The organism is Pseudomonas sp. NY11955 (genome assembly GCF_048068035.1).
GTDB lineage: Bacteria > Pseudomonadota > Gammaproteobacteria > Pseudomonadales > Pseudomonadaceae > Aquipseudomonas.
Map to the genome: position 1 here is coordinate 25,936 of NZ_JBLUPS010000003.1, position 17,842 is coordinate 43,777.

Annotated in this window: 17 protein-coding genes; 12 read left to right on the plus strand and 5 right to left on the minus strand. The window is 64.3% G+C overall.

Annotation, left to right across the window (positions count from 1 at the left end; translation table 11 throughout):
• Nucleotides 1-86: 86 nt before the first annotated feature.
• The 5 genes from fabB to ACNFBR_RS05905 form a co-directional block, all read right to left on the minus strand.
• Complete coding sequence (gene fabB, locus ACNFBR_RS05885) at nucleotides 87-1,307, minus strand: beta-ketoacyl-ACP synthase I (protein ID WP_416734046.1); 1,221 nt, start codon at nucleotides 1,305-1,307, stop codon at nucleotides 87-89.
• Between the two features lie 11 nt (nucleotides 1,308-1,318).
• Nucleotides 1,319-1,834 (minus strand): 3-hydroxyacyl-[acyl-carrier-protein] dehydratase FabA, encoded by a 516-nt coding sequence (gene fabA, locus ACNFBR_RS05890; RefSeq protein WP_416734047.1) that lies wholly within the window; start codon nucleotides 1,832-1,834, stop codon nucleotides 1,319-1,321.
• Nucleotides 1,835-2,041: 207 nt separating this feature from the next.
• A complete protein-coding gene (locus ACNFBR_RS05895; RefSeq protein WP_416734048.1) occupies nucleotides 2,042-3,973 on the minus strand; it encodes an ATP-binding protein in 1,932 nt (643 codons plus the stop codon).
• A complete protein-coding gene (locus tag ACNFBR_RS05900) occupies nucleotides 3,970-4,860 on the minus strand; it encodes an ABC transporter substrate-binding protein (protein ID WP_416734049.1) in 891 nt (296 codons plus the stop codon). The genes ACNFBR_RS05895 and ACNFBR_RS05900 overlap by 4 nt, the downstream gene beginning before the upstream one ends.
• A complete protein-coding gene (locus tag ACNFBR_RS05905; RefSeq protein ID WP_416734050.1) occupies nucleotides 4,860-7,007 on the minus strand; it encodes a TonB-dependent receptor plug domain-containing protein in 2,148 nt (715 codons plus the stop codon). The genes ACNFBR_RS05900 and ACNFBR_RS05905 overlap by 1 nt, the downstream gene beginning before the upstream one ends.
• A 115-nt stretch (nucleotides 7,008-7,122) precedes the next feature.
• On the opposite strand from ACNFBR_RS05905, the gene ACNFBR_RS05910 reads away from it, so the two are divergent.
• From ACNFBR_RS05910 to kdpC, 12 genes are all read left to right on the plus strand, one after another.
• The gene (locus tag ACNFBR_RS05910) at nucleotides 7,123-8,148 is read left to right on the plus strand and encodes an NAD(P)H-dependent glycerol-3-phosphate dehydrogenase (protein ID WP_416734051.1); all 1,026 of its coding nucleotides are present in this window, start codon (nucleotides 7,123-7,125) and stop codon (nucleotides 8,146-8,148) included.
• A gap of 36 nt (nucleotides 8,149-8,184) precedes the next feature.
• The gene (locus ACNFBR_RS05915; protein WP_416734052.1) at nucleotides 8,185-8,532 is read left to right on the plus strand and encodes a DUF4389 domain-containing protein; all 348 of its coding nucleotides are present in this window, start codon (nucleotides 8,185-8,187) and stop codon (nucleotides 8,530-8,532) included.
• Nucleotides 8,529-8,987 carry a phosphohistidine phosphatase SixA gene (gene sixA, locus ACNFBR_RS05920; RefSeq protein WP_416734053.1) on the plus strand — a complete coding sequence of 153 codons (459 nt, stop codon included), beginning with the start codon at nucleotides 8,529-8,531 and terminating at the stop codon, nucleotides 8,985-8,987. The genes ACNFBR_RS05915 and sixA overlap by 4 nt, the downstream gene beginning before the upstream one ends.
• A 112-nt stretch (nucleotides 8,988-9,099) precedes the next feature.
• Complete coding sequence (locus ACNFBR_RS05925; protein WP_416734496.1) at nucleotides 9,100-9,474, plus strand: hypothetical protein; 375 nt, start codon at nucleotides 9,100-9,102, stop codon at nucleotides 9,472-9,474.
• 92 nt (nucleotides 9,475-9,566) lie between these two features.
• Nucleotides 9,567-10,355: an alpha/beta fold hydrolase gene (locus ACNFBR_RS05930; protein ID WP_416734054.1), complete on the plus strand. Its 789-nt coding sequence runs from the start codon at nucleotides 9,567-9,569 to the stop codon at nucleotides 10,353-10,355.
• Complete coding sequence (locus ACNFBR_RS05935; protein WP_416734055.1) at nucleotides 10,352-11,206, plus strand: alpha/beta hydrolase; 855 nt, start codon at nucleotides 10,352-10,354, stop codon at nucleotides 11,204-11,206. The genes ACNFBR_RS05930 and ACNFBR_RS05935 overlap by 4 nt, the downstream gene beginning before the upstream one ends.
• A gap of 109 nt (nucleotides 11,207-11,315) precedes the next feature.
• Nucleotides 11,316-12,110, plus strand: coding sequence for a DUF4892 domain-containing protein (locus ACNFBR_RS05940; protein WP_416734056.1), 795 nt, complete (start codon nucleotides 11,316-11,318; stop codon nucleotides 12,108-12,110).
• A 12-nt stretch (nucleotides 12,111-12,122) separates the two neighbouring features.
• Nucleotides 12,123-13,175, plus strand: a complete 1,053-nt coding sequence (locus tag ACNFBR_RS05945) for an AI-2E family transporter (protein WP_416734057.1) — start codon at nucleotides 12,123-12,125, stop codon at nucleotides 13,173-13,175.
• Between the two features lie 235 nt (nucleotides 13,176-13,410).
• Nucleotides 13,411-13,500 (plus strand): K(+)-transporting ATPase subunit F, encoded by a 90-nt coding sequence (kdpF, locus tag ACNFBR_RS05950; protein WP_003251485.1) that lies wholly within the window; start codon nucleotides 13,411-13,413, stop codon nucleotides 13,498-13,500.
• 9 nt (nucleotides 13,501-13,509) lie between these two features.
• The gene (gene kdpA / locus ACNFBR_RS05955; RefSeq protein WP_416734058.1) at nucleotides 13,510-15,204 is read left to right on the plus strand and encodes a potassium-transporting ATPase subunit KdpA; all 1,695 of its coding nucleotides are present in this window, start codon (nucleotides 13,510-13,512) and stop codon (nucleotides 15,202-15,204) included.
• Nucleotides 15,205-15,213: 9 nt separating this feature from the next.
• The gene (gene kdpB, locus ACNFBR_RS05960) at nucleotides 15,214-17,268 is read left to right on the plus strand and encodes a potassium-transporting ATPase subunit KdpB (protein WP_416734059.1); all 2,055 of its coding nucleotides are present in this window, start codon (nucleotides 15,214-15,216) and stop codon (nucleotides 17,266-17,268) included.
• Between the two features lie 10 nt (nucleotides 17,269-17,278).
• A complete protein-coding gene (kdpC, locus tag ACNFBR_RS05965) occupies nucleotides 17,279-17,830 on the plus strand; it encodes a potassium-transporting ATPase subunit KdpC (protein ID WP_416734060.1) in 552 nt (183 codons plus the stop codon).
• Nucleotides 17,831-17,842 lie beyond the last annotated feature (12 nt).

The following is a 17,842-nucleotide window of genomic DNA, read 5'->3' on the forward strand; positions in this document are numbered from 1 at the left end:
GGGCATGCCCGCGAAGAGACTGGTACAGGCTACAAATGAAAACGCCCCGAACCAGTCGGGGCGTTTGCGTTTACCGCAGCAGCGTCTTACTTGCCTTCCCAGCGCTTGAGCACCAGGGTGGCGTTGGTGCCGCCGAAGCCGAAGCTGTTGCTCATGACCGTGTCGATCTTGGCGTTTTCTTCGGTTTTGCGCAGGATCGGCAGGTCGGCGACCTCCGGGTCCAGCTCATCGATGTTGGCGGAGCCGGCGATGAAGTTGTTTTCCATCATCAGCAGGCAGTAGATCGCCTCGTGCACGCCGGCGGCGCCCAGCGAGTGGCCCGACAGGCTCTTGGTCGAGCTGATCTTCGGCGCCTTGTCACCGAACACGGCACGAACGCCCTTGATCTCGGCAACGTCACCGACCGGGGTCGAGGTGCCGTGGGTGTTCAGGTAGTCGATCGGGGTGTCGACGGTAGCCAGTGCCTGCTGCATGCAGCGGATGGCGCCTTCGCCGCTCGGAGCAACCATGTCGTAGCCGTCGGAAGTAGCACCGTAGCCTACGATTTCGGCGTAGATCTTGGCGCCACGGGCCAGGGCGTGTTCCAGCTCCTCGACCACCACCATGCCGCCACCGCCAGCGATGACGAAGCCATCACGGTCGGCGTCGTAGGCGCGCGAGGCCAGTTCCGGCGTTTCGTTGCGCTTGGTCGACAGGGCGCCCATGGCATCGAACAGGAACGACTGGCTCCAGTGCTCTTCTTCACCGCCACCGGCGAAGACGATGTCCTGCTTGCCCCACTGGATCTGCTCCAGGGCAGTGCCGATGCAGTGTGCCGAAGTGGCGCAGGCCGACGAGATCGAGTAGTTCAGGCCCTTGATCTTGAACGGGGTGGCCAGGCACGCCGAAACGGTGCTGCCCATGGTGCGGGTTACGCGGTACGGGCCGACGCGCTTGACGCCTTTCTCACGCAGGGTGTCCAGCGCTTCCATCTGGTTCAGGGTCGAGGCGCCGCCGGAGCCAGCCACCAGGCCGGTACGCGGGTTGGAAACCTGCTCTTCGGTCAGGCCGGCGTCCTTGATCGCGTCCTGCATGGCCAGGTAGGCATAGGCAGCCGCGTGGCCGACGAAGCGGTAGACCTTGCGGTCGATCAGTTCTTCGAGGTTGAGGTCGATGGACCCGGAAACCTGGCTACGCAGCCCCATTTCCTTGTATTCCGGGTTGTAACGGATACCCGGACGGCTGTTGCGCAGGTTTTCGGTGACGGTAGCTTTGTCATTGCCCAGGCACGATACGATGCCCAGACCAGTGATAACGACGCGGCGCATGCGAATAACCCTTAGAAATTGTCAGTGGAGGTGAACACGCCGACCCGCAGGCCTACGGCAGTGTAGATCTCGCGGCCGTCGACGCTGACCGAGCCATCGGCGATGGCCATGTTCAGCTTGCCCTTCAGGACGCGCTTGATGTGAATGTTGTAGGTGACTTTCTTGGCGGTAGGCAATACTTGGCCAGCGAACTTTACTTCGCCCGAACCCAGTGCGCGACCGCGGCCTGGCAGACCCTGCCAGCCCAGGAAGAAGCCGACCAGCTGCCACATGGCGTCGAGGCCCAGGCAGCCCGGCATGACCGGATCGCCTTCGAAGTGGCAGGCAAAGAACCACAGGTCCGGGGTGATATCCAGCTCGGCGACCAATTCACCTTTGCCGTACATGCCGCCTTCTTCGCTGATACGGGTGATGCGATCGACCATCAGCATGTTCGGCGCGGGCAGTTGCGCATTACCTGGGCCGAACAGCTCACCGCGACTGCAGCGCAGCAGGTCTTCCCGAGTAAAGGCGTGTTGTTTGGTCATGCGAGCTCCTCAATAACCCCCTGTGGCAGGGGATGAATCTTCCCGGCCGGCCCGAAAACCAACAGCTTCGAGACGGCAGCCTACAGGTAGACTATTGCGTTGTAGTGAAAGTCACAGCGCACCTGCCGAAAGAAGTACAGGTGTGCACTGAAACGTCTATTTTCAGGTCCGATGAAGGTCCTGTCCAGTGTTTAAGACTGCCGCACTTTAGCATTTATCGCCAGTCGCGGTTGTCTGACCAGGTAACCAGCGTTGCAACACCCGCTGCAGCTCGGTGCGGCGTAAGGGTTTGCTCAGGTAGTCATCCATGCCGGCGGCCATGCAACGCTCGCGGTCGCCCTGCAAGGCGTTGGCGGTCAGGGCGATGATCGGTAGCCCGACGCCGTTGGGCAACTGGCGGATGCGCCGGGTGGCCTCATAGCCGTCCAGGTGTGGCAGGCGGCAATCCATCAACACGGCGGCAAAGCGCTGCCGCCCGACCAGGTCGACCGCCTCCAGGCCATCTTCGGCCGTGCACACTGCCAGGCCCAAGCTGCGCAGCATGGCTTCGATGACACTCTGGTTGACCGGATTGTCCTCTACCAGCAGTACCTGATCATTGTCCGGCACCGCCGTTGGCGCGGTGGCTGGCGGTGTCAGCGGGACGGGAGCCGGGTTGGCGAGGGCCAGCGGCATCTCCAGGGTAAAGGTCGACCCCAGGCCTTCACGGCTTTCACCGCGCAGTTTGCCGCCCATGCGTTCGGCCAGGGTACGGGCAATCGACAGCCCCAGCCCGGTGCCGCCATAACGGCGGGAAATCGAGCTGTCGGCCTGCTGGAAGGCGACGAACATCATTTCCAGGCGGGTGCTGTCGATGCCGATGCCGGTGTCGCGCACGCTGCAGGTCAGCCAGATCAACTGCCGGTCGAGCACCTGCCAATGCGCTTCGACCTGCACCTGCCCGCGTTCGGTGAACTTCAGGGCGTTGCCCACCAGGTTCAGCAGTATCTGGCGGATGCGCGTGGGGTCGCCGTTCACCTGCAACTGCTCGATGCCGGTCGGCAGTTGCAGGTGCAGGCCCAGGCCGCGTTGCTGGGCGCTGTGCTGGAACGACTGGACACTGCTGGTGATGAGCTCGCCGAGGTTGAAGTCGATGTGTTCCAGTTGCAGCGCGGCGCGCTCGATGCGCGAGAAGTCGAGGATATCGTTGATGACCTTGAGCAAATGCCCGGTGGACTCGCTGGCCACCGCTGTGTAGTCGGCCTGTTCGTTGCTCAGTGGTGTGGTTTCCAGTAACTGCAGCATGCCGAGCACGCCATTCATCGGTGTGCGCAGCTCGTGGCTCATCATGGCCAGGAAATCCGATTTCGCGCGGTTGGCCTGTTCGGCCTCCTCGCGGGCCTGGATCAGTTCGGCTATGGCCTGCTTCTGTTCATCGCTGGCCTGCTCCAGGGCGCTGGCGAGGTTGTTGATGTGGCGCGCCAGGTGGCCCAGTTCGCTGTCGTCGACCACCGGCAAGGGGGTGTTGTACTCGCCTTGCTGAATGGCCTTTACCGCGTGCCCCATGTCGCTGATCGGCTTGGCCAGGCTCAGGGCCAGGCGGCGTGCCAGCAAAAAGGTGAACAGCAGGGCGAATAGTGCCAGGATCCCGGCCTTGATCACGATTTCCTGTTGCCGCTGGCTGAAGGCGTCATCGGACATGCCGACGATCACCCGGCCCAGGTAGTCGTCACCAATGGCCGGGGTGGTGGCCTTGCCCTGTTGCAGAAAGTCGTTGTCCAGGCGGATCTGTTGCAGGCGGATGGGCGCCTGGAATACTTCCACCTGCTGTGCGCGGTTGGCGCTTTCGTCGGACTGCTCGACGTAGACGAGAATGTGGTTGCGGCTGTCCTGCACTTCCAGGAAGCGCACATGCGGGATGCTGAGGGTGGCGCGCATCAGCCCTTCAAGCACTTCGTTGTTGCCCGAAATAACCCCGTACTCCGACGCCGGTGCCAACTGGTTGGCGATCAGTTGCCCGGTGTGGTTGAGCTCCTGGCGCAGGTCCTGGATGCGCACGAATGTGAAGAAGCTGATCAACAGCAAGGTCAGCAGCAGGGCAGGGCCGAGGCTGATGATCTGGGTGCGGGTATGAATGTCCCAGCTCAAGCGCTTGCTCATGGGGTGGGTTCTCCTGCGGCCAGGGCCTTGGCGGCGGCGTTCGGATCGATCGGTTCAAGGCCTAGGGCGCGGGCCACCTGCTGGTTGCCACTGACGCCGTAGCGCGCCGGGTAAAGGCTGCGTGGCCAGCGTGCCGGCGGCTGGTCGAGCAACTGGTCGAGTTCGGCCAGCCAGTCATCCTGGTCGCTGTAGGTGCTGGCCAGGGCGCCGGCGCGGACAAAACCGGCGTTCGGACCGATCAGCGCCATTTGTCGGCCATAGCTGCTCAGCAGCAGGTTCTTCGCGGTCTTGGAGTTGTACAGGTTGGGGTCATCCAGGCCCAGCAGCACATCGCTGCTGCCCAGCAGATGCTGCAGCGGCCGACTGTCACGAGGGTCGGACCAGTCCTGGGCGATAATTTCAAGGCCCAGCGGGCGGGCGGCATGGCGCAACTCGTCGAGCAAGAAGCCGCTGTGCTCGCCGTACAACACGCCGATGCGCTGGGCCTGCGGCAGCAGGTAGCGCGCCAGGCGCAATTGCCGGCCCAGCGGCGCGTCACTCCACAGCAAGGTGAGGAACGCGGGGCGCGACTTTCCCAGGCGCTGTTCAGCCTGTACCCGGCTAACCCGCATGACCAGGGCCGGTGGGCCGGCGGTTTCGCCCAGCCGCCATTCCAGTGCGGCGCTGTCGAGCAGGATCAGGCGCTGGTCCGCTTTGAGCTTGCTTGGGCGAGGCAGGTCGGCGGTGGTCTGGAAGCGGACATGGTCGTGGGGCCGACGGCTTTCCAGCGCGGCGACGAAACTGCGGATGCCGGGCTGGTCCTCCACCCCCACCAGGAGGATCTCACTGGCCGACAGTGGCCCCAGTGGCCACAGGCACAGCAACAGCAGGCGCAGCAACACGGCCATCAGAACTCCAGCTCCGCGCTGACGCTCAGGCGGTGACGGCTGTCGTAGCGGTTCTGATATGCCGTGGTGGGTTCGTCGTCCAGGCGCTGTTGCCACAGTGCGGCCAGCTCCAGGCCGGTGCCATACACCCGAAAGCGTTTGGCCAAGCGCAGGTCCAGACGCTCATAACGGTACTGGTTGAGGGCGTCGTCGCCGTAGTAGAACAGGGCGCTCGACCAGCCTGCACCCCACTCGCGCATCCACCCGGCCGAGCCACTGTTGTGGGCGCTGAGGCGGCGGTCATCGGGGTTGCTGGCCCAGGCGTCGACGTAGGCATAGGTCAGGCGCAGGCGGTCGCGTAGGGTGGGCCGCCAGTCCAGTTGCGCCTCGCTGCCGCTGAAACGGGCCTTGTTGGCGTTACTGGCGATGTACTGGTTGTTCTTCAGCGGCTCGCTGATCATGCCGGTGATCTCGTCGTAGAACAGCTTCACATCCATGCTCAGGTCGATGTCGCTGAAGTAGCCGTTGTAGCCCAGCTCCCGTGAGCGCATGCGTTCCTGGTCGAGGTTGCCGGGGCCACGGGTCTTGACGAAGTATTCAGCGTGCTGCTGGCCGAACGCGTTGGGGCTGAGGTTCTTGACCGTGTAGCTCCAGTTGACGTTGTTCTCGAACATGTCGGGCGAGCGCACTGCCTCGGAATACACCGCACGCAGGCCATGGCGCGGGGTGATCAGGTAGTTCACCGCGACGCGTGGAGTCAGCGAGCTGCCAGACAGGCGCGAGTCTTCGAACATGGCCCCGCCCTGCAGGATCCAGTGCTCGTCGGCGCGCCATTCCAACTGACCGAACAGGCGCCAGGTCTGGTCGTCGAGGCTGCCATTGAAGTAGGTCTGCGAGTCGGCACGGTCATAGCGGTAGTTCATGCCGCTGAGCAGGCGCAGGCTGTCGGACAGGCTCAGGGTGTCCTGGATTTCCAGATCGTAGCGGGTTTCGCGGGTACTTTGGTCGACGTCACCACAGACCACGTTGCTACCGCCCTGGTTGTTCCATTGGTCCTTGATGGCATCGACCAGGGCCTGCTCTTGCGGGTTGTTGCTGGAGGGTGGGTTGTTGGCGCCCCGCGCCACCTGCTCGGCGAAATTGGGGTTCATCTGCCACAGCCGGGTCAGTTCGGGGCTGAATGACAGCGCCGCATCGCAGGCGCGCCAGACCTGCTGACGGTCGAAGTGCTGCGCCGAGCCTTGGACATACAGGCTGTGCTCGGGGTTGAAGTCGATGTTCCAGCGTACCGAGCCCGCGTAGTCCTTGGCATTGACGTCGGCGTTGTCACCTTGCTGGGTGACATAGGGGAATACCGGCTTATAGGTGTAAGGCCGCTGATTGCTGCCTTCCTTTGCCGCCAGTTGCCATTCCAGGGTCTGGTCGACCGCCAGGTTGTGGCTGGCACTGAGGTTGAAGCGGGTCAAGCGGCGGCTGTCGCGGTAATCCTGGCCGAACTGGTTCTCATCGAAGCCGTCGTCCTGCTGGCCCGACACCGACAGGCGCATGTCACCGCCATCCCAGCCGAAGCCGTGGCTGGCGTAGAAATCGTTGATGCCGTCCTGGCCGCGGGTCATCTTCAGCCGTGTGCCATGGCTGTCCGCGGGGTTGCGGGTGAGGATGTTCACCACCGCCATCAGTGCGTTGGCACCGTAGCTGACGGTGTTCGGGCCGCGGAACACCTCGATGCGTTCGATATCTTCCATGGCCAGCGGGATGTCGCTCCAGTCCACCGTGGCCAGGCCTGCACGGTACACCGAGCGGCCATCGATCAAGACCTGCATGCGCCGTGCGTCGTTGACGTTGCTGCCGTGGTAGTTGACCGTGGGCTGGTTGCCGGCACCGTAGCCGATCATCATGCCTGGCACCAGGCGCAGCAGCTCGGGGATGTCACGGGCACCGCTGGCGCGGATCAGTTCGCTGTCCAGGACGGTCATGCTGCCTGGCACCGCCGCCGGGGATTGTTTCAAGCGGGTGGCAGTCAGAACCTGTGGCAGGTCGGTAGTGTCGATGAACAGGTCGTCGGCCACGGCCGGGCCACCGAGCAGGGCGGTCAGTATGAGCAGACGCGGGTACGGGGGCGTGCCAGGGAACACGGAGCAGCCTTGTATCAGGGTTGAAACAGGCATGGTAACTGACCTTGGCGTATTTGCCAGTGATCTGGGTTACCTGTACTGGTTCTGTAGCAGGCGAGCCGTATAATGGCGGGGTCGCCACTTAACTTTTGGCTTTAACGGATTGGATATGACTGAACAGCAACCTGTTGCAGTTCTGGGAGGCGGCAGCTTCGGCACCGCCGTGGCGAACCTGCTGGCGGAAAACGGTGTGCCGGTGCGCCAATGGATGCGCGACCCGGTGCAGGCCGAGGCCATGCGCGTCAATCGCGAGAATCCGCGCTACCTCAAGGGCATCCGTCTGCACGATGGCGTCGAGCCGGTCAACGACCTGCTGGCCACCCTGCAGGCCAGCGAGCTGGTGTTCGTGGCCCTGCCGTCGAGCGCCCTGCGCAGCGTGCTGGCACCGCATGCCGAGCTGCTGAGCGGCAAGGGCCTGGTTAGCCTGACCAAGGGCATCGAAGCGCAAAGCTTCAAGCTGATGAGCCAGATCCTCGAAGAAATCGCCCCTCAGGCGCGCATCGGCGTTTTGTCGGGCCCCAACCTGGCGCGTGAGATCGCCGAGCACGCACTGACCGCCACCGTGGTGGCCAGTGAAGACGAAAAACTGTGCCAGCAGGTACAGGCCGTGCTGCACGGGCGTACCTTCCGCGTCTACGCCAGTGCCGACCGTTTCGGCGTCGAGCTGGGCGGGGCGCTGAAGAACGTCTACGCGATCATCGCCGGCATGGCCGTGGCCTTGGGGATGGGCGAGAACACCAAGAGCATGCTGATTACCCGGGCCTTGGCCGAGATGACCCGCTTCGCCGTCAGCCAGGGCGCCAACCCCATGACCTTCCTCGGCCTGGCCGGTGTCGGCGACCTGATCGTCACCTGCTCCTCGCCCAAGAGCCGCAACTATCAGGTTGGCTACGCGCTGGGCCAGGGGCATAGCCTGGAAGAAGCGGTCAACCGCCTGGGCGAAGTGGCCGAAGGTGTCAACACGCTGAAGGTGCTCAAGGCCAAGGCCCAGGAAGTGCAGGTGTACATGCCGCTGGTGGCAGGCCTGCATGCCATTCTGTTCGAAGGCCGCACGCTGAACCAGGTGATCGAACACCTGATGCGCGCCGAGCCCAAGACCGATGTCGATTTCATTTCCATCAGCGGTTTCAACTGAGCCCTTGGCGGCTCTGACACAAGCAAGGAGCAACACATGAACGATACGCCCGAGCGCGCCCAGCGCGAGTCGATCATCCTGCGGGTCCTTTGGATGCTGGTGTTCCTGGTGGTCTGGCAATTGGCTGAACTGCTGCTGGCTGGCCTGGTGCTGGTGCAACTGATTTACCGCCTGGTGTACGGCGCACCCAGCGCCAGCCTGATGAACTTCGGCGACAGCCTGAGCCAGTACCTGGCGCAGATCGGCCGCTTCGGCAGTTTCCACAGCGACCAGAAGCCGTGGCCGTTCGCTGACTGGCCGACGCCGCGTGCGCCAGAAGGTGAAGCCGCCCACGCCGTGGCGCCGGCCCCGCACCCGGTGCGTGACGAGGAGCCCAAGCTGTGAAGCTGTGGGTGCTGCGCCACGGTGAAGCAGAGCCACGGGCCAATACCGATGCCGAGCGTCGGCTGACCGGCCATGGTCGCGAGCAGGTGCTGCACAGTGCTGCTCGTCTGCTGGGGCAACCGTTGCAGGCGATTGTCGCCAGCCCTTACGTGCGCGCCCAGCAGACGGCGGCGCTGGTGCATGACACCCTGGGCTTCGCCGAACCGGTGCGCACCGTGCCTTGGCTGACGCCCGAGAGTGATGTGCAGCAGGTCATCGGCGAGCTCGAGCGCTTGGGGCTCGAGCATGTGCTGCTGGTCAGCCACCAACCGCTGGTAGGTACCTTGGTCGGGGTGCTGGAGCATGGTCACAAGCAGCAGCCGGCGGCCATGAGCACGGCAAGCCTGGCGGAGCTGGAAGGTGATTGGCCACTGGCTGGGTTGATGACGCTTCGGGCAATCAACTCACCCGCATGAGCCCCCAATAGTCGATAAGGCAACTGGCATTTTTGTCAGTTGCCGCGCTTGACGGGCTCTTGCTAGCGTTGCTCGAAAGCGATCAGGCAGGGAGCAACGGATGAGCAGTGTGATGCAGGAGCTGTTGAGCTCCATGGACCTGCAAGCCACCATAGACCAAGTTGACCAGGGGGCTTCGCTGGATTTCGCCCAATACAGCCTGCTGCGCGACTCGGCCGATGCCAAGCTTTACCAGCTGATGCAGAAGGTAAACGGCAACCTCGAACTGGAACCTTCTGCAAGGCAACAATGCGAGCAAGACCTGCGCGCGCTGCAGGATGCCTGCCTGCGCGTCTCCCACCTGCTGCAAACCAGTTGCCTGGCCCTGCGCCGGCTGCAACTGGACTACCAGGACCAGCGCCTGGCCCGCGAAGCGCTGGAGAGCCAATTGGCCTACATGCAGGCCTGCCTGCGCCGGTCTCTGAGCAGTTTCGACCGCTCGTCATGACCTGATCGCCCTCGCCGATGACCTTTACGGACATTGCCGAACCGCCCCGTGATGCCGACAATGGGCCATCACTCCCGTCCGGATCAGGCGCCATGTCGCAGCAGATCTTCTTCGCCCATGCCAACGGTTTCCCCTCGGCCACCTATGGCAAGCTGTTCGCAGCATTGGCGCCAGACTACCAGGTGCAGCACCTGGCCCAGCACGCGCATGACCCGCGTTTTCCAGTGGACGAGAACTGGCAAAGCCTGGTCGATGAACTATTGCATCACCTGGCGCAGCAAGATCAGCCGGTCTGGGGTGTCGGCCATTCGCTGGGTGGGGTGTTGCACCTGCACGCAGCCTTGCGTTGCCCCGAGTATTACCGCGGGGTGGTGATGCTCGATTCGCCAGTGCTCACCCGTGCCGACCAGTGGCTGCTGCGCACCGCCAAGCGCTTCGGCTTCATCGACCGAATCACTCCGGCCGGGCGCACCCTGGGGCGCCGCGACACGTTCAAGGACCGTGACAGTGCGCGGGACTATTTTGCCGGCAAGTCACTGTTCCGCCATTTTGACCCCGACTGCCTCGACGCTTATGTAGAGCACGGCCTGCAGGCGGTGGAGCAAGGCCTTCAGTTGCGCTTCGACCCGGCTACGGAAATCAGTATCTACCGCAGCATCCCGCATACCAGCCCCGCCCCCGCGCGGCAGTTGCAGGTGCCGCTGGCCATGGTGCGCGGCGACCGTAGCAACGTCATTCGCCGCCACCACACCCTGGCCGTGCGTGGCATGCTCAAAGGTGAATACCACAGCGTGCCGGGTGGGCACATGTTCCCGCTGGAGCGACCGGCCGACACCGCCAGCCTGATCAAGGGCCTGTTCGACCGCTGGAGCCAGGCATGAGCGCGCAGGTTGAGGAAATCCGCCTGAGCCTGGGCCATATCGAACTGGCTGCACACCTGTTCGGTCCCGAAGACGGGCTGCCAGTGATTGCCCTGCATGGCTGGCTAGACAACGCCAACAGCTTCGCCCGCCTGGCGCCGCTACTGAACGGGCTGCGCATCGTCGCCCTGGACCTGGCCGGGCATGGTTACTCGGAGCACCGCCCGCTCGGCGCCGGTTATGCCCTGGCCGATTATGCCCATGACGTGCTGCGTGTGGCCGAGCAGCTGGGTTGGCAGCGTTTTGCCCTGCTGGGCCACTCGCTTGGGGCGATCATCTCGGTTCAACTGGCAGGTGCGCTGCCGGAGCGGGTCAGCCACCTTGTCCTGATCGATGGCGTCATCCCCCCGACCGGCGCCGAGCAGGACGCAGGCGAGCGCTTGGGGATGGCTTTGCAAGCTCAGTTGCGGCTGGATGGCAAGCGCAAGTCGGTGTACGCGACGCTGGAAGAGGGTGTGCATGCCCGGATGAAAGGCATGGTAGCGGTCAGCCGTGAGGCCGCCGAGCTGCTGGCCCAACGAGGCCTGATGCCGGTGCCCGGTGGCTACAGCTGGCGCAGCGACAGCCGCCTGACACTGCCATCACCCGTACGCCTGAGTGAAGCACAGGCCATGGCCTATGTGCGGCGTGTGAGTTGCCCGGCACGATTGGTGGTAGCTGCCGACGGCATGCTGGCGCGCCACACCGCGCTGCTGGAGCAGCTACCCTTCGAGCAGGTGACGTTGCCTGGCGGCCATCACCTGCACCTGAACGATGAGCAGGGCGCGGCCCTTGTCGCAGACTGTATCAATCGCTTCTTTGGCTTTGCTTGACTTGCACCGGACAAGTGTCGAGGCTTGGCGGGTTGAACAGGGAGACAACCATGCAACTGCCAGACATCCTGGAGCTTCTTTTCGGCGCTGAGCGCCACCTGGTTCGCCAATGAGCGCGCCTGTTGCCATCCGCAGGGCCATCGCCGCCTGCCTGGTGTTTGCCAGCCCCATGTCGTGGGCCGGCGTCCTGCCGGTACCGCAGGACGCCAAAGTTGTCGACCAACGCCCAGCCGTGGAGCAGGAGCGCGTCTACCCGATGGGCCCACTACGCAAGATCAGTGGCCGCCTGCGGGTCGACGACAAGGTCGAGAGCCGCGGCCAAGTCAGCTCGGTGACCTACGAGTTGCCCGTCGAACGTACTGCCCGCGAAGCGTTCACCAGCGCTCGCGAAGCGCTGCAGCGCGACGGTGGCTACCCGTTGTTCTGGTGCCAGGGGCGCGATTGTGGTGAGGCCAGCCTGTGGGCCAACGATGTATTCGCCAATGCCCGCCTCAACGGTGGCGACGAACAGCAGGCGTTCATCCTGCTCCGGCGCTCGGCAGACGAGGCCGACACGCTGGTTGCACTGTACAGCGTCACCCGTGGTAACCGCCGCGCCTACCTGCATGTGGAAGAGTTCGTCGCCGGTAGCCCGCTGGGTGAATTGCTGCCTACCGCCGCCACGGTGCTGCGTGAAATGCGTGACACCGGCAAGCTCGACTACCCTGACCTTGCTGCGCCGCAAGACACCTGGGTGAACTTGCTGGCCCGCAGCCTGAACCTCGACAGCACCTTGCGCGCCAGCCTCAGCGGCGCCCAAGCCGAAGCCTGGCGCGAGGCGCTGGTCAAGGCCGGGGTGCGCGTTGGCCGCCTTGAAGTCGGCAGTGCGCCTACAGACGGCCTGCACCTTGAACTGATTCGTTGAACGAGCACCACCATGGTTAACAATGATCGCCTGCTGGTCCAGATTCTGCTGCTGGCGTTGCTGGGTGCCGGCCTGTGGGTGATGGCGCCCTTCATTTCGGCGTTGCTGTGGGGCGCCATCCTGGCCTTTGCCAGTTGGCCGTTGATGCGCCTGCTGACGCGCTTGCTGGGCGGGCGTGAGACACTGGCGGCCAGCCTGCTGACCACGGCCTGGATCCTCATCGTGGCCCTACCGCTGGTGTGGCTGGGGTTCAACCTGGCCGATCATATTCGCGATGCTACGGCCTTCGTGCGTGACGTACAGGTCGACGGCCTGCCCGAAGCGCCGGACTGGCTGGGCGGCATTCCGTTTGTCGGCGAGCGGCTGGTCAACTGGTGGCAATCGCTCGACCAGCAGGGCGCGGCCTTGCTGGCCTCGGCCAAGCCCTACTTCGGGCAGGTGGGCAACTGGTTGCTGGCGCGCAGTGCGCAGATCGGCAGCGGCGTGCTGGAACTGACCCTGAGCCTGGTGTTCGTGTTCTTCTTCTACCGCGACGGGCCACGCCTGGCTGCCTTCGTGTTGCGCTTGCTGCACCGGCTGATGGGCGAGCGTGCCGAGTATTACCTGCAATTGGTAGCCGGCACCGTGCAGCGGGTGGTCAACGGGGTGATCGGCACGGCGGCCGCGCAGGGCCTGCTGGCGCTCATCGGCTTCCTGATCGCCGGGGTGCCCGGGGCGATCGTGCTGGGTCTGGTGACTTTCATGCTCAGCCTGATCCCCATGGGCCCGCCACTGGCCTGGATCCCGGCCACCGGGTGGCTGGTGTGGAAGGGCGAGTATGGCATGGCGGTGTTCCTGGGGATCTGGGGTACCTTCGTCATCAGCGGCGTGGACAACGTGCTCAAGCCTTATTTGATCAGCCGTGGCGGTAACTTGCCGCTGGTGATCGTGCTGTTGGGTGTATTCGGTGGCTTGCTTGCCTTCGGTTTCATTGGGCTGTTCATCGGCCCGACCTTGCTGGCGGTCGGTTACAGCCTGCTGCTGGACTGGAGCCGTAACGCCGCACAGCAGCCACCACAGCGTTAGTCTTGTATTGGCCCTTTCGCGGGCACGCCCGCTCCCACAGGTACTGCATAGCCTTCAAGGCCTGTGCAGTACCTGTGGGAGCGGGCGTGCCCGCGAAAGGGCCATGACAGATAACCCACAATGATCTTTACGCATTCTTTATAACCAGCCCCACCCCCCGATCTCGCCCCTTTACGCCCCTCCCTCGGACAATTTCCCCAAAGCGGCCCAAGCCGCACCACGGGGAGAACCACACATGAACATGCTCGACGGGCTGTCACTGCTGCTGGCAGTGGCATTGGCGTTTTACCTGCTGGTGGCGCTGCTGCGCGCCGATCGCAGCTAGGGAGCGGCCATGCACAGTTATGATTTCGCCTTGCTCCTGGCATTCTTCGCCATCGTGCTGCTACCTGCACCCTGGCTCGGGCGGTTCTACTTTAAGGTCATGGAAGGCCAGCGGACTTGGCTGTCGCCGCTGCTGGGCCCAGTCGAACGGGCCTGTTACCGGCTGGCGGGTGTGAACGCCAACCAAGAGCAGAACTGGCGGCAGTACACCCTGGCCCTGCTGGCGTTCAACCTGGCCGGCTTCCTGCTGCTGTTCGCCGTGCTGTTGTTGCAGGGCTACCTGCCATTCAACCCGCAGCACCTGCCAGGCCAGGAGTGGTCGCTGGCCTTCAACACCGCCGTCAGTTTCGTCACCAACACCAACTGGCAGGCATACAGCGGTGAGGCGTCGGTCAGCTACCTGAGCCAGATGCTTGGCCTGACCGTGCAGAACTTCGTCAGCGCCGCCACCGGCTTGGCCGTGCTGGTTGCCCTGTGCCGCGGCATTGCCCGGCGCAGCGCGACAACGCTAGGCAACTTCTGGGCCGACATGACCCGTGCCACTCTCTACGGCTTGCTACCGCTGTGCTTGCTGCTGGCGCTGTTGCTGGTATGGCAGGGCGTGCCGCAGACCTTTGCCGACTACGCCCACGCGCTTACCTGGCAAGGTGCTGACCAGACCATTCCGCTGGGCCCGGCCGCCAGCCAGATCGCCATCAAGCAACTGGGTACCAACGGTGGCGGTTTCTTCGGTGTCAACTCGGCGCACCCGTTCGAGAACCCCACGGCCTGGAGCAACCTGTTCGAAGTGGCGTCGATCATCCTTATTCCGGTGGCCTTGGTGTTCACCTTCGGCCACTACGTGAAAGACCTGCGCCAGAGCCGCGCCATCCTGGCCTGCATGCTTGCCCTGTTCCTGATCGGCGGCGGCACGGCGCTGTGGGCCGAGCACCAGCCCAACCCAGCGCTGGAAAGCGCCCAGGTGCAGCAGGCAGCCCCCATGGAGGGCAAGGAAAGCCGCTTCGGTACCACCGGTTCGGTGTTGTGGACGGTGACCACCACCGCCGCCTCCAACGGTTCGGTCAACGCCATGCACGACAGCCTCAACCCGCTGACCGGCATGGTGGCGATGGTCAACATGATGGTCGGCGAGGTGATTTTCGGCGGCGTCGGCGCCGGGTTGTACGGCATGCTGCTGTTCGTGCTGATTGCGGTGTTTCTGGCCGGGCTGATGATTGGCCGTACGCCGGAGTACCTGGGCAAGAAGCTGCAGGCCCGTGAGGTGCAGCTGCTGGTGGCAACCCTGCTGGTGATGCCGGTCGGCGTGCTGGTGCTCGGCGCCATCGCCGCCAGCCTGCCTGGCCCGGCGGGGGCGGTCAGCAACCCAGGGGCGCATGGCTTCAGCCAGCTGCTGTACGCCTACACCTCGGGCACCGCCAACAACGGTTCGGCGTTTGCCGGTTTCGCTGCCAACACGGTGTACCACAACCTGATGATCGGCCTGGCCATGCTCATCGGCCGCTTCGGCTACATCCTGCCGATATTGGCCTTGGCCGGCAGCCTGGCGGCGAAGAAAAGCGCGCTGCAGGGGCAGAACAGCTTCCCCACTCACGGCCCGCTGTTCACCGGCCTGTTGCTGGTGACCATTTTGCTGGTCGGTGGCCTGACCTTCCTGCCGACCCTGGCCCTTGGGCCAATCGCCGAACACCTGAGCCTGGGTTTTTGAGGACCGATCATGAACATGCCCATTCCTGAAGTGAATACCCGGCACAGTGCCAAAGACCAGACCCGCTTCGCCGCGCTGTGGCGCCCGGCGCTGGTGCAGGCGTTCGTCAAGCTCGACCCGCGCCAGCTCAAGCGCTCGCCGGTGATGTTGGTGGTAGCGCTGACCGCCGTGCTGACCACCGTGCTGTGCTTCGCCCCCGGCAGCGGTGTGAGTACCGGCGTTGCCGTGCAAATCGCCCTGTGGCTGTGGTTTACCGTGCTGTTCGCCAACTTTGCCGAAGCTCTCGCCGAAGGCCGGGGCAAGGCTCGCGCTGACAGCCTAAAGGCCGGCAGCCAGGGCCTGACCGCTCAGCGGCGCCAGCGTGATGGCAGTTACGAAACGGTTGCCGCCAGCACGCTGCGCAAGGACGACGTGGTACGCGTGATTGCCGGCGAGATGATTCCCGGTGACGGCGAGGTGCTTGAAGGCATCGCGGCCGTCAACGAAGCGGCCATCACCGGCGAGTCCGCGCCAGTGATCCGCGAGTTCGGCGGCGACCGCTCGGCGGTGACCGGCAATACACGGTTGGTCTCCGACTGGCTGCTGATCCGTATTACCAGCAACCCGGGCGAGTCGACCCTGGACCGCATGATCGCCCTGGTCGAAGGCGCCAAGCGGCAGAAGACCCCGAACGAGATCGCCCTCGACATCCTGCTGATCGGCCTGACGCTGATCTTCCTGATCGTGGTGGTGACCCTGCAGCCGTTCGCCCACTTCGTGGGTGGCAGCCTGCCGCTGATCTTCCTGGCCGCGCTGCTGGTGACGCTGATCCCCACCACCATCGGCGGCCTGCTGTCGGCCATCGGCATCGCCGGCATGGACAGGCTGGTACGGCTGAACGTTATTGCCCGTTCAGGCCGCGCGGTCGAGGCCGCCGGTGACGTGCACACGCTGATGCTCGACAAGACCGGCACCATCACCTTCGGCAACCGCCGCTGCAGCGCGCTGCATGCCGCGCCGGGTATTACCGCCCGCGAGTTGGGGGAGGGCGCCTTGCTGGCCTCGCTGGCCGACGACACCGCCGAAGGCAAGTCGATTGTTGAATACCTGCGCCAGTTGCATGACTTTGTCGAACCGCCTGCCGGGCAGTTCGAAGCGGTGGCCTTCAGTGCCGAGACACGCCTGTCGGGCATTGACTTCCAGCAGCACCGCTACCGCAAGGGCGCCGTCGATGCGGTGCTGGCATTCGTCGGCATGCAACGCCTGGAAATGCCCCCGGCGTTGGCCCGCGAAGTGGAGCGCATCGCGCAGAGCGGCGGTACGCCATTGCTGGTGTGCATCGACAAGCGCCTGCTTGGCGTGATCCACCTCAAGGACGTGGTCAAGCCCGGTATCCGCGAGCGTTTCGCCGAGCTGCGCAAGTTGGGCATCCGCACGGTGATGGTGACCGGCGACAACCCACTGACCGCCGCGGCCATCGCCGCCGAAGCAGGGGTGGATGACGTGTTGGCCGAGGCCACGCCCGAGAAGAAACTGGCGCGCATTCGCCAGGAGCAGAACGACGGTCGCCTGGTGGCCATGTGTGGTGACGGTGCCAACGACGCCCCGGCACTGGCCCAGGCTGATGTAGGCATGGCCATGAACGACGGCACCCAGGCCGCGCGCGAGGCGGCCAACATGGTCGACCTGGACAGCGATCCGACCAAGCTGCTGGACGTCGTGCAGGTCGGCAAGGAGCTGTTGGTTACTCGTGGTGCGTTGACCACGTTCTCCATTGCCAACGACGTGGCCAAGTACTTCGCCATCCTGCCGGCGCTGTTCGCGGCTATCTACCCGCAACTGGGCGTGCTCAACCTGATGCGGCTGGCCAGCCCGCAGAGTGCGATCCTGTCTGCCATTGTGTTCAACGCACTGATCATCATCGTGCTGATCCCGCTGGCGCTGCGTGGTGTGCGGGTGCAGGCAGCCAGCGCGGCGCACCTGTTGCGGCGCAACCTGCTGATCTACGGGTTGGGCGGCATTGCGGTGCCGTTTGCCGGGATCAAGCTGATCGACCTGCTGCTCAACGCCCTGAACCTGGTCTGAGGAGGCCGCCATGACTGCATATGTACGCCCGGCGTTGAGCTTGGCTTTGTTGATGACGTTGGTGACGGGTGCGCTGTATCCGCTGGCGGTAACCGGTATTGCCCAGGTCGCTTTCCCGAACCAGGCCAACGGTAGCCTGGTGCGCGATGAGCAAGGCCAGGTGCGGGGTTCGGCATTGATCGCCCAGGACTTCCAGGGCGATGGCTGGTTCCATTCACGGCCCTCGGCAGGCGCCTACGCCACCGTGGCGAGCAGCGCCAGCAACCTGTCGCCGAGCAACCCGGCGCTGGCGGAACGGGTCAAGGGCGAGGCGGCGGCACTGTATCAGGCGCAGCAGGGGCCAGTGCCGCAGGCATTGCTGACCACTTCGGGCAGCGGCCTCGACCCTCACCTGCCGCCGGAGGCGGTGGCCTACCAGATTCCGCGGGTGGCGGCGGCGCGACAGTTGCCGGTGGAGCGCTTGCAAGCCTTGCAGGAAGAGGCCACCCTCCAACCATTGATCGGCCCACCGGTGGTCAATGTGCTGGCGTTGAACCAGAAGCTTGAGCAACTGAGCCACTGATAATGGGGCCGC

Excerpts from the sequence above, each read along its gene's own strand:
- fabB (WP_416734046.1), bottom strand. The coding sequence starts at position 1,307 with ATGCGCCGCGTCGTTATCACTGGTCTGGGCATCGTATCGTGCCTGGGC.
- fabA (WP_416734047.1), bottom strand. The coding sequence starts at position 1,834 with ATGACCAAACAACACGCCTTTACTCGGGAAGACCTGCTGCGCTGCAGT.
- ACNFBR_RS05895 (WP_416734048.1), bottom strand. The coding sequence starts at position 3,973 with ATGAGCAAGCGCTTGAGCTGGGACATTCATACCCGCACCCAGATCATC.
- ACNFBR_RS05900 (WP_416734049.1), bottom strand. The coding sequence starts at position 4,860 with ATGGCCGTGTTGCTGCGCCTGCTGTTGCTGTGCCTGTGGCCACTGGGG.
- ACNFBR_RS05905 (WP_416734050.1), bottom strand. The coding sequence starts at position 7,007 with ATGCCTGTTTCAACCCTGATACAAGGCTGCTCCGTGTTCCCTGGCACG.
- ACNFBR_RS05910 (WP_416734051.1), top strand. The coding sequence starts at position 7,123 with ATGACTGAACAGCAACCTGTTGCAGTTCTGGGAGGCGGCAGCTTCGGC.
- ACNFBR_RS05915 (WP_416734052.1), top strand. The coding sequence starts at position 8,185 with ATGAACGATACGCCCGAGCGCGCCCAGCGCGAGTCGATCATCCTGCGG.
- ACNFBR_RS05925 (WP_416734496.1), top strand. The coding sequence starts at position 9,100 with ATGCAGGAGCTGTTGAGCTCCATGGACCTGCAAGCCACCATAGACCAA.
- ACNFBR_RS05930 (WP_416734054.1), top strand. The coding sequence starts at position 9,567 with ATGTCGCAGCAGATCTTCTTCGCCCATGCCAACGGTTTCCCCTCGGCC.
- ACNFBR_RS05935 (WP_416734055.1), top strand. The coding sequence starts at position 10,352 with ATGAGCGCGCAGGTTGAGGAAATCCGCCTGAGCCTGGGCCATATCGAA.
- ACNFBR_RS05940 (WP_416734056.1), top strand. The coding sequence starts at position 11,316 with ATGAGCGCGCCTGTTGCCATCCGCAGGGCCATCGCCGCCTGCCTGGTG.
- ACNFBR_RS05945 (WP_416734057.1), top strand. The coding sequence starts at position 12,123 with ATGGTTAACAATGATCGCCTGCTGGTCCAGATTCTGCTGCTGGCGTTG.
- kdpF (WP_003251485.1), top strand. The coding sequence starts at position 13,411 with ATGAACATGCTCGACGGGCTGTCACTGCTGCTGGCAGTGGCATTGGCG.
- kdpA (WP_416734058.1), top strand. The coding sequence starts at position 13,510 with ATGCACAGTTATGATTTCGCCTTGCTCCTGGCATTCTTCGCCATCGTG.
- kdpB (WP_416734059.1), top strand. The coding sequence starts at position 15,214 with ATGAACATGCCCATTCCTGAAGTGAATACCCGGCACAGTGCCAAAGAC.
- kdpC (WP_416734060.1), top strand. The coding sequence starts at position 17,279 with ATGACTGCATATGTACGCCCGGCGTTGAGCTTGGCTTTGTTGATGACG.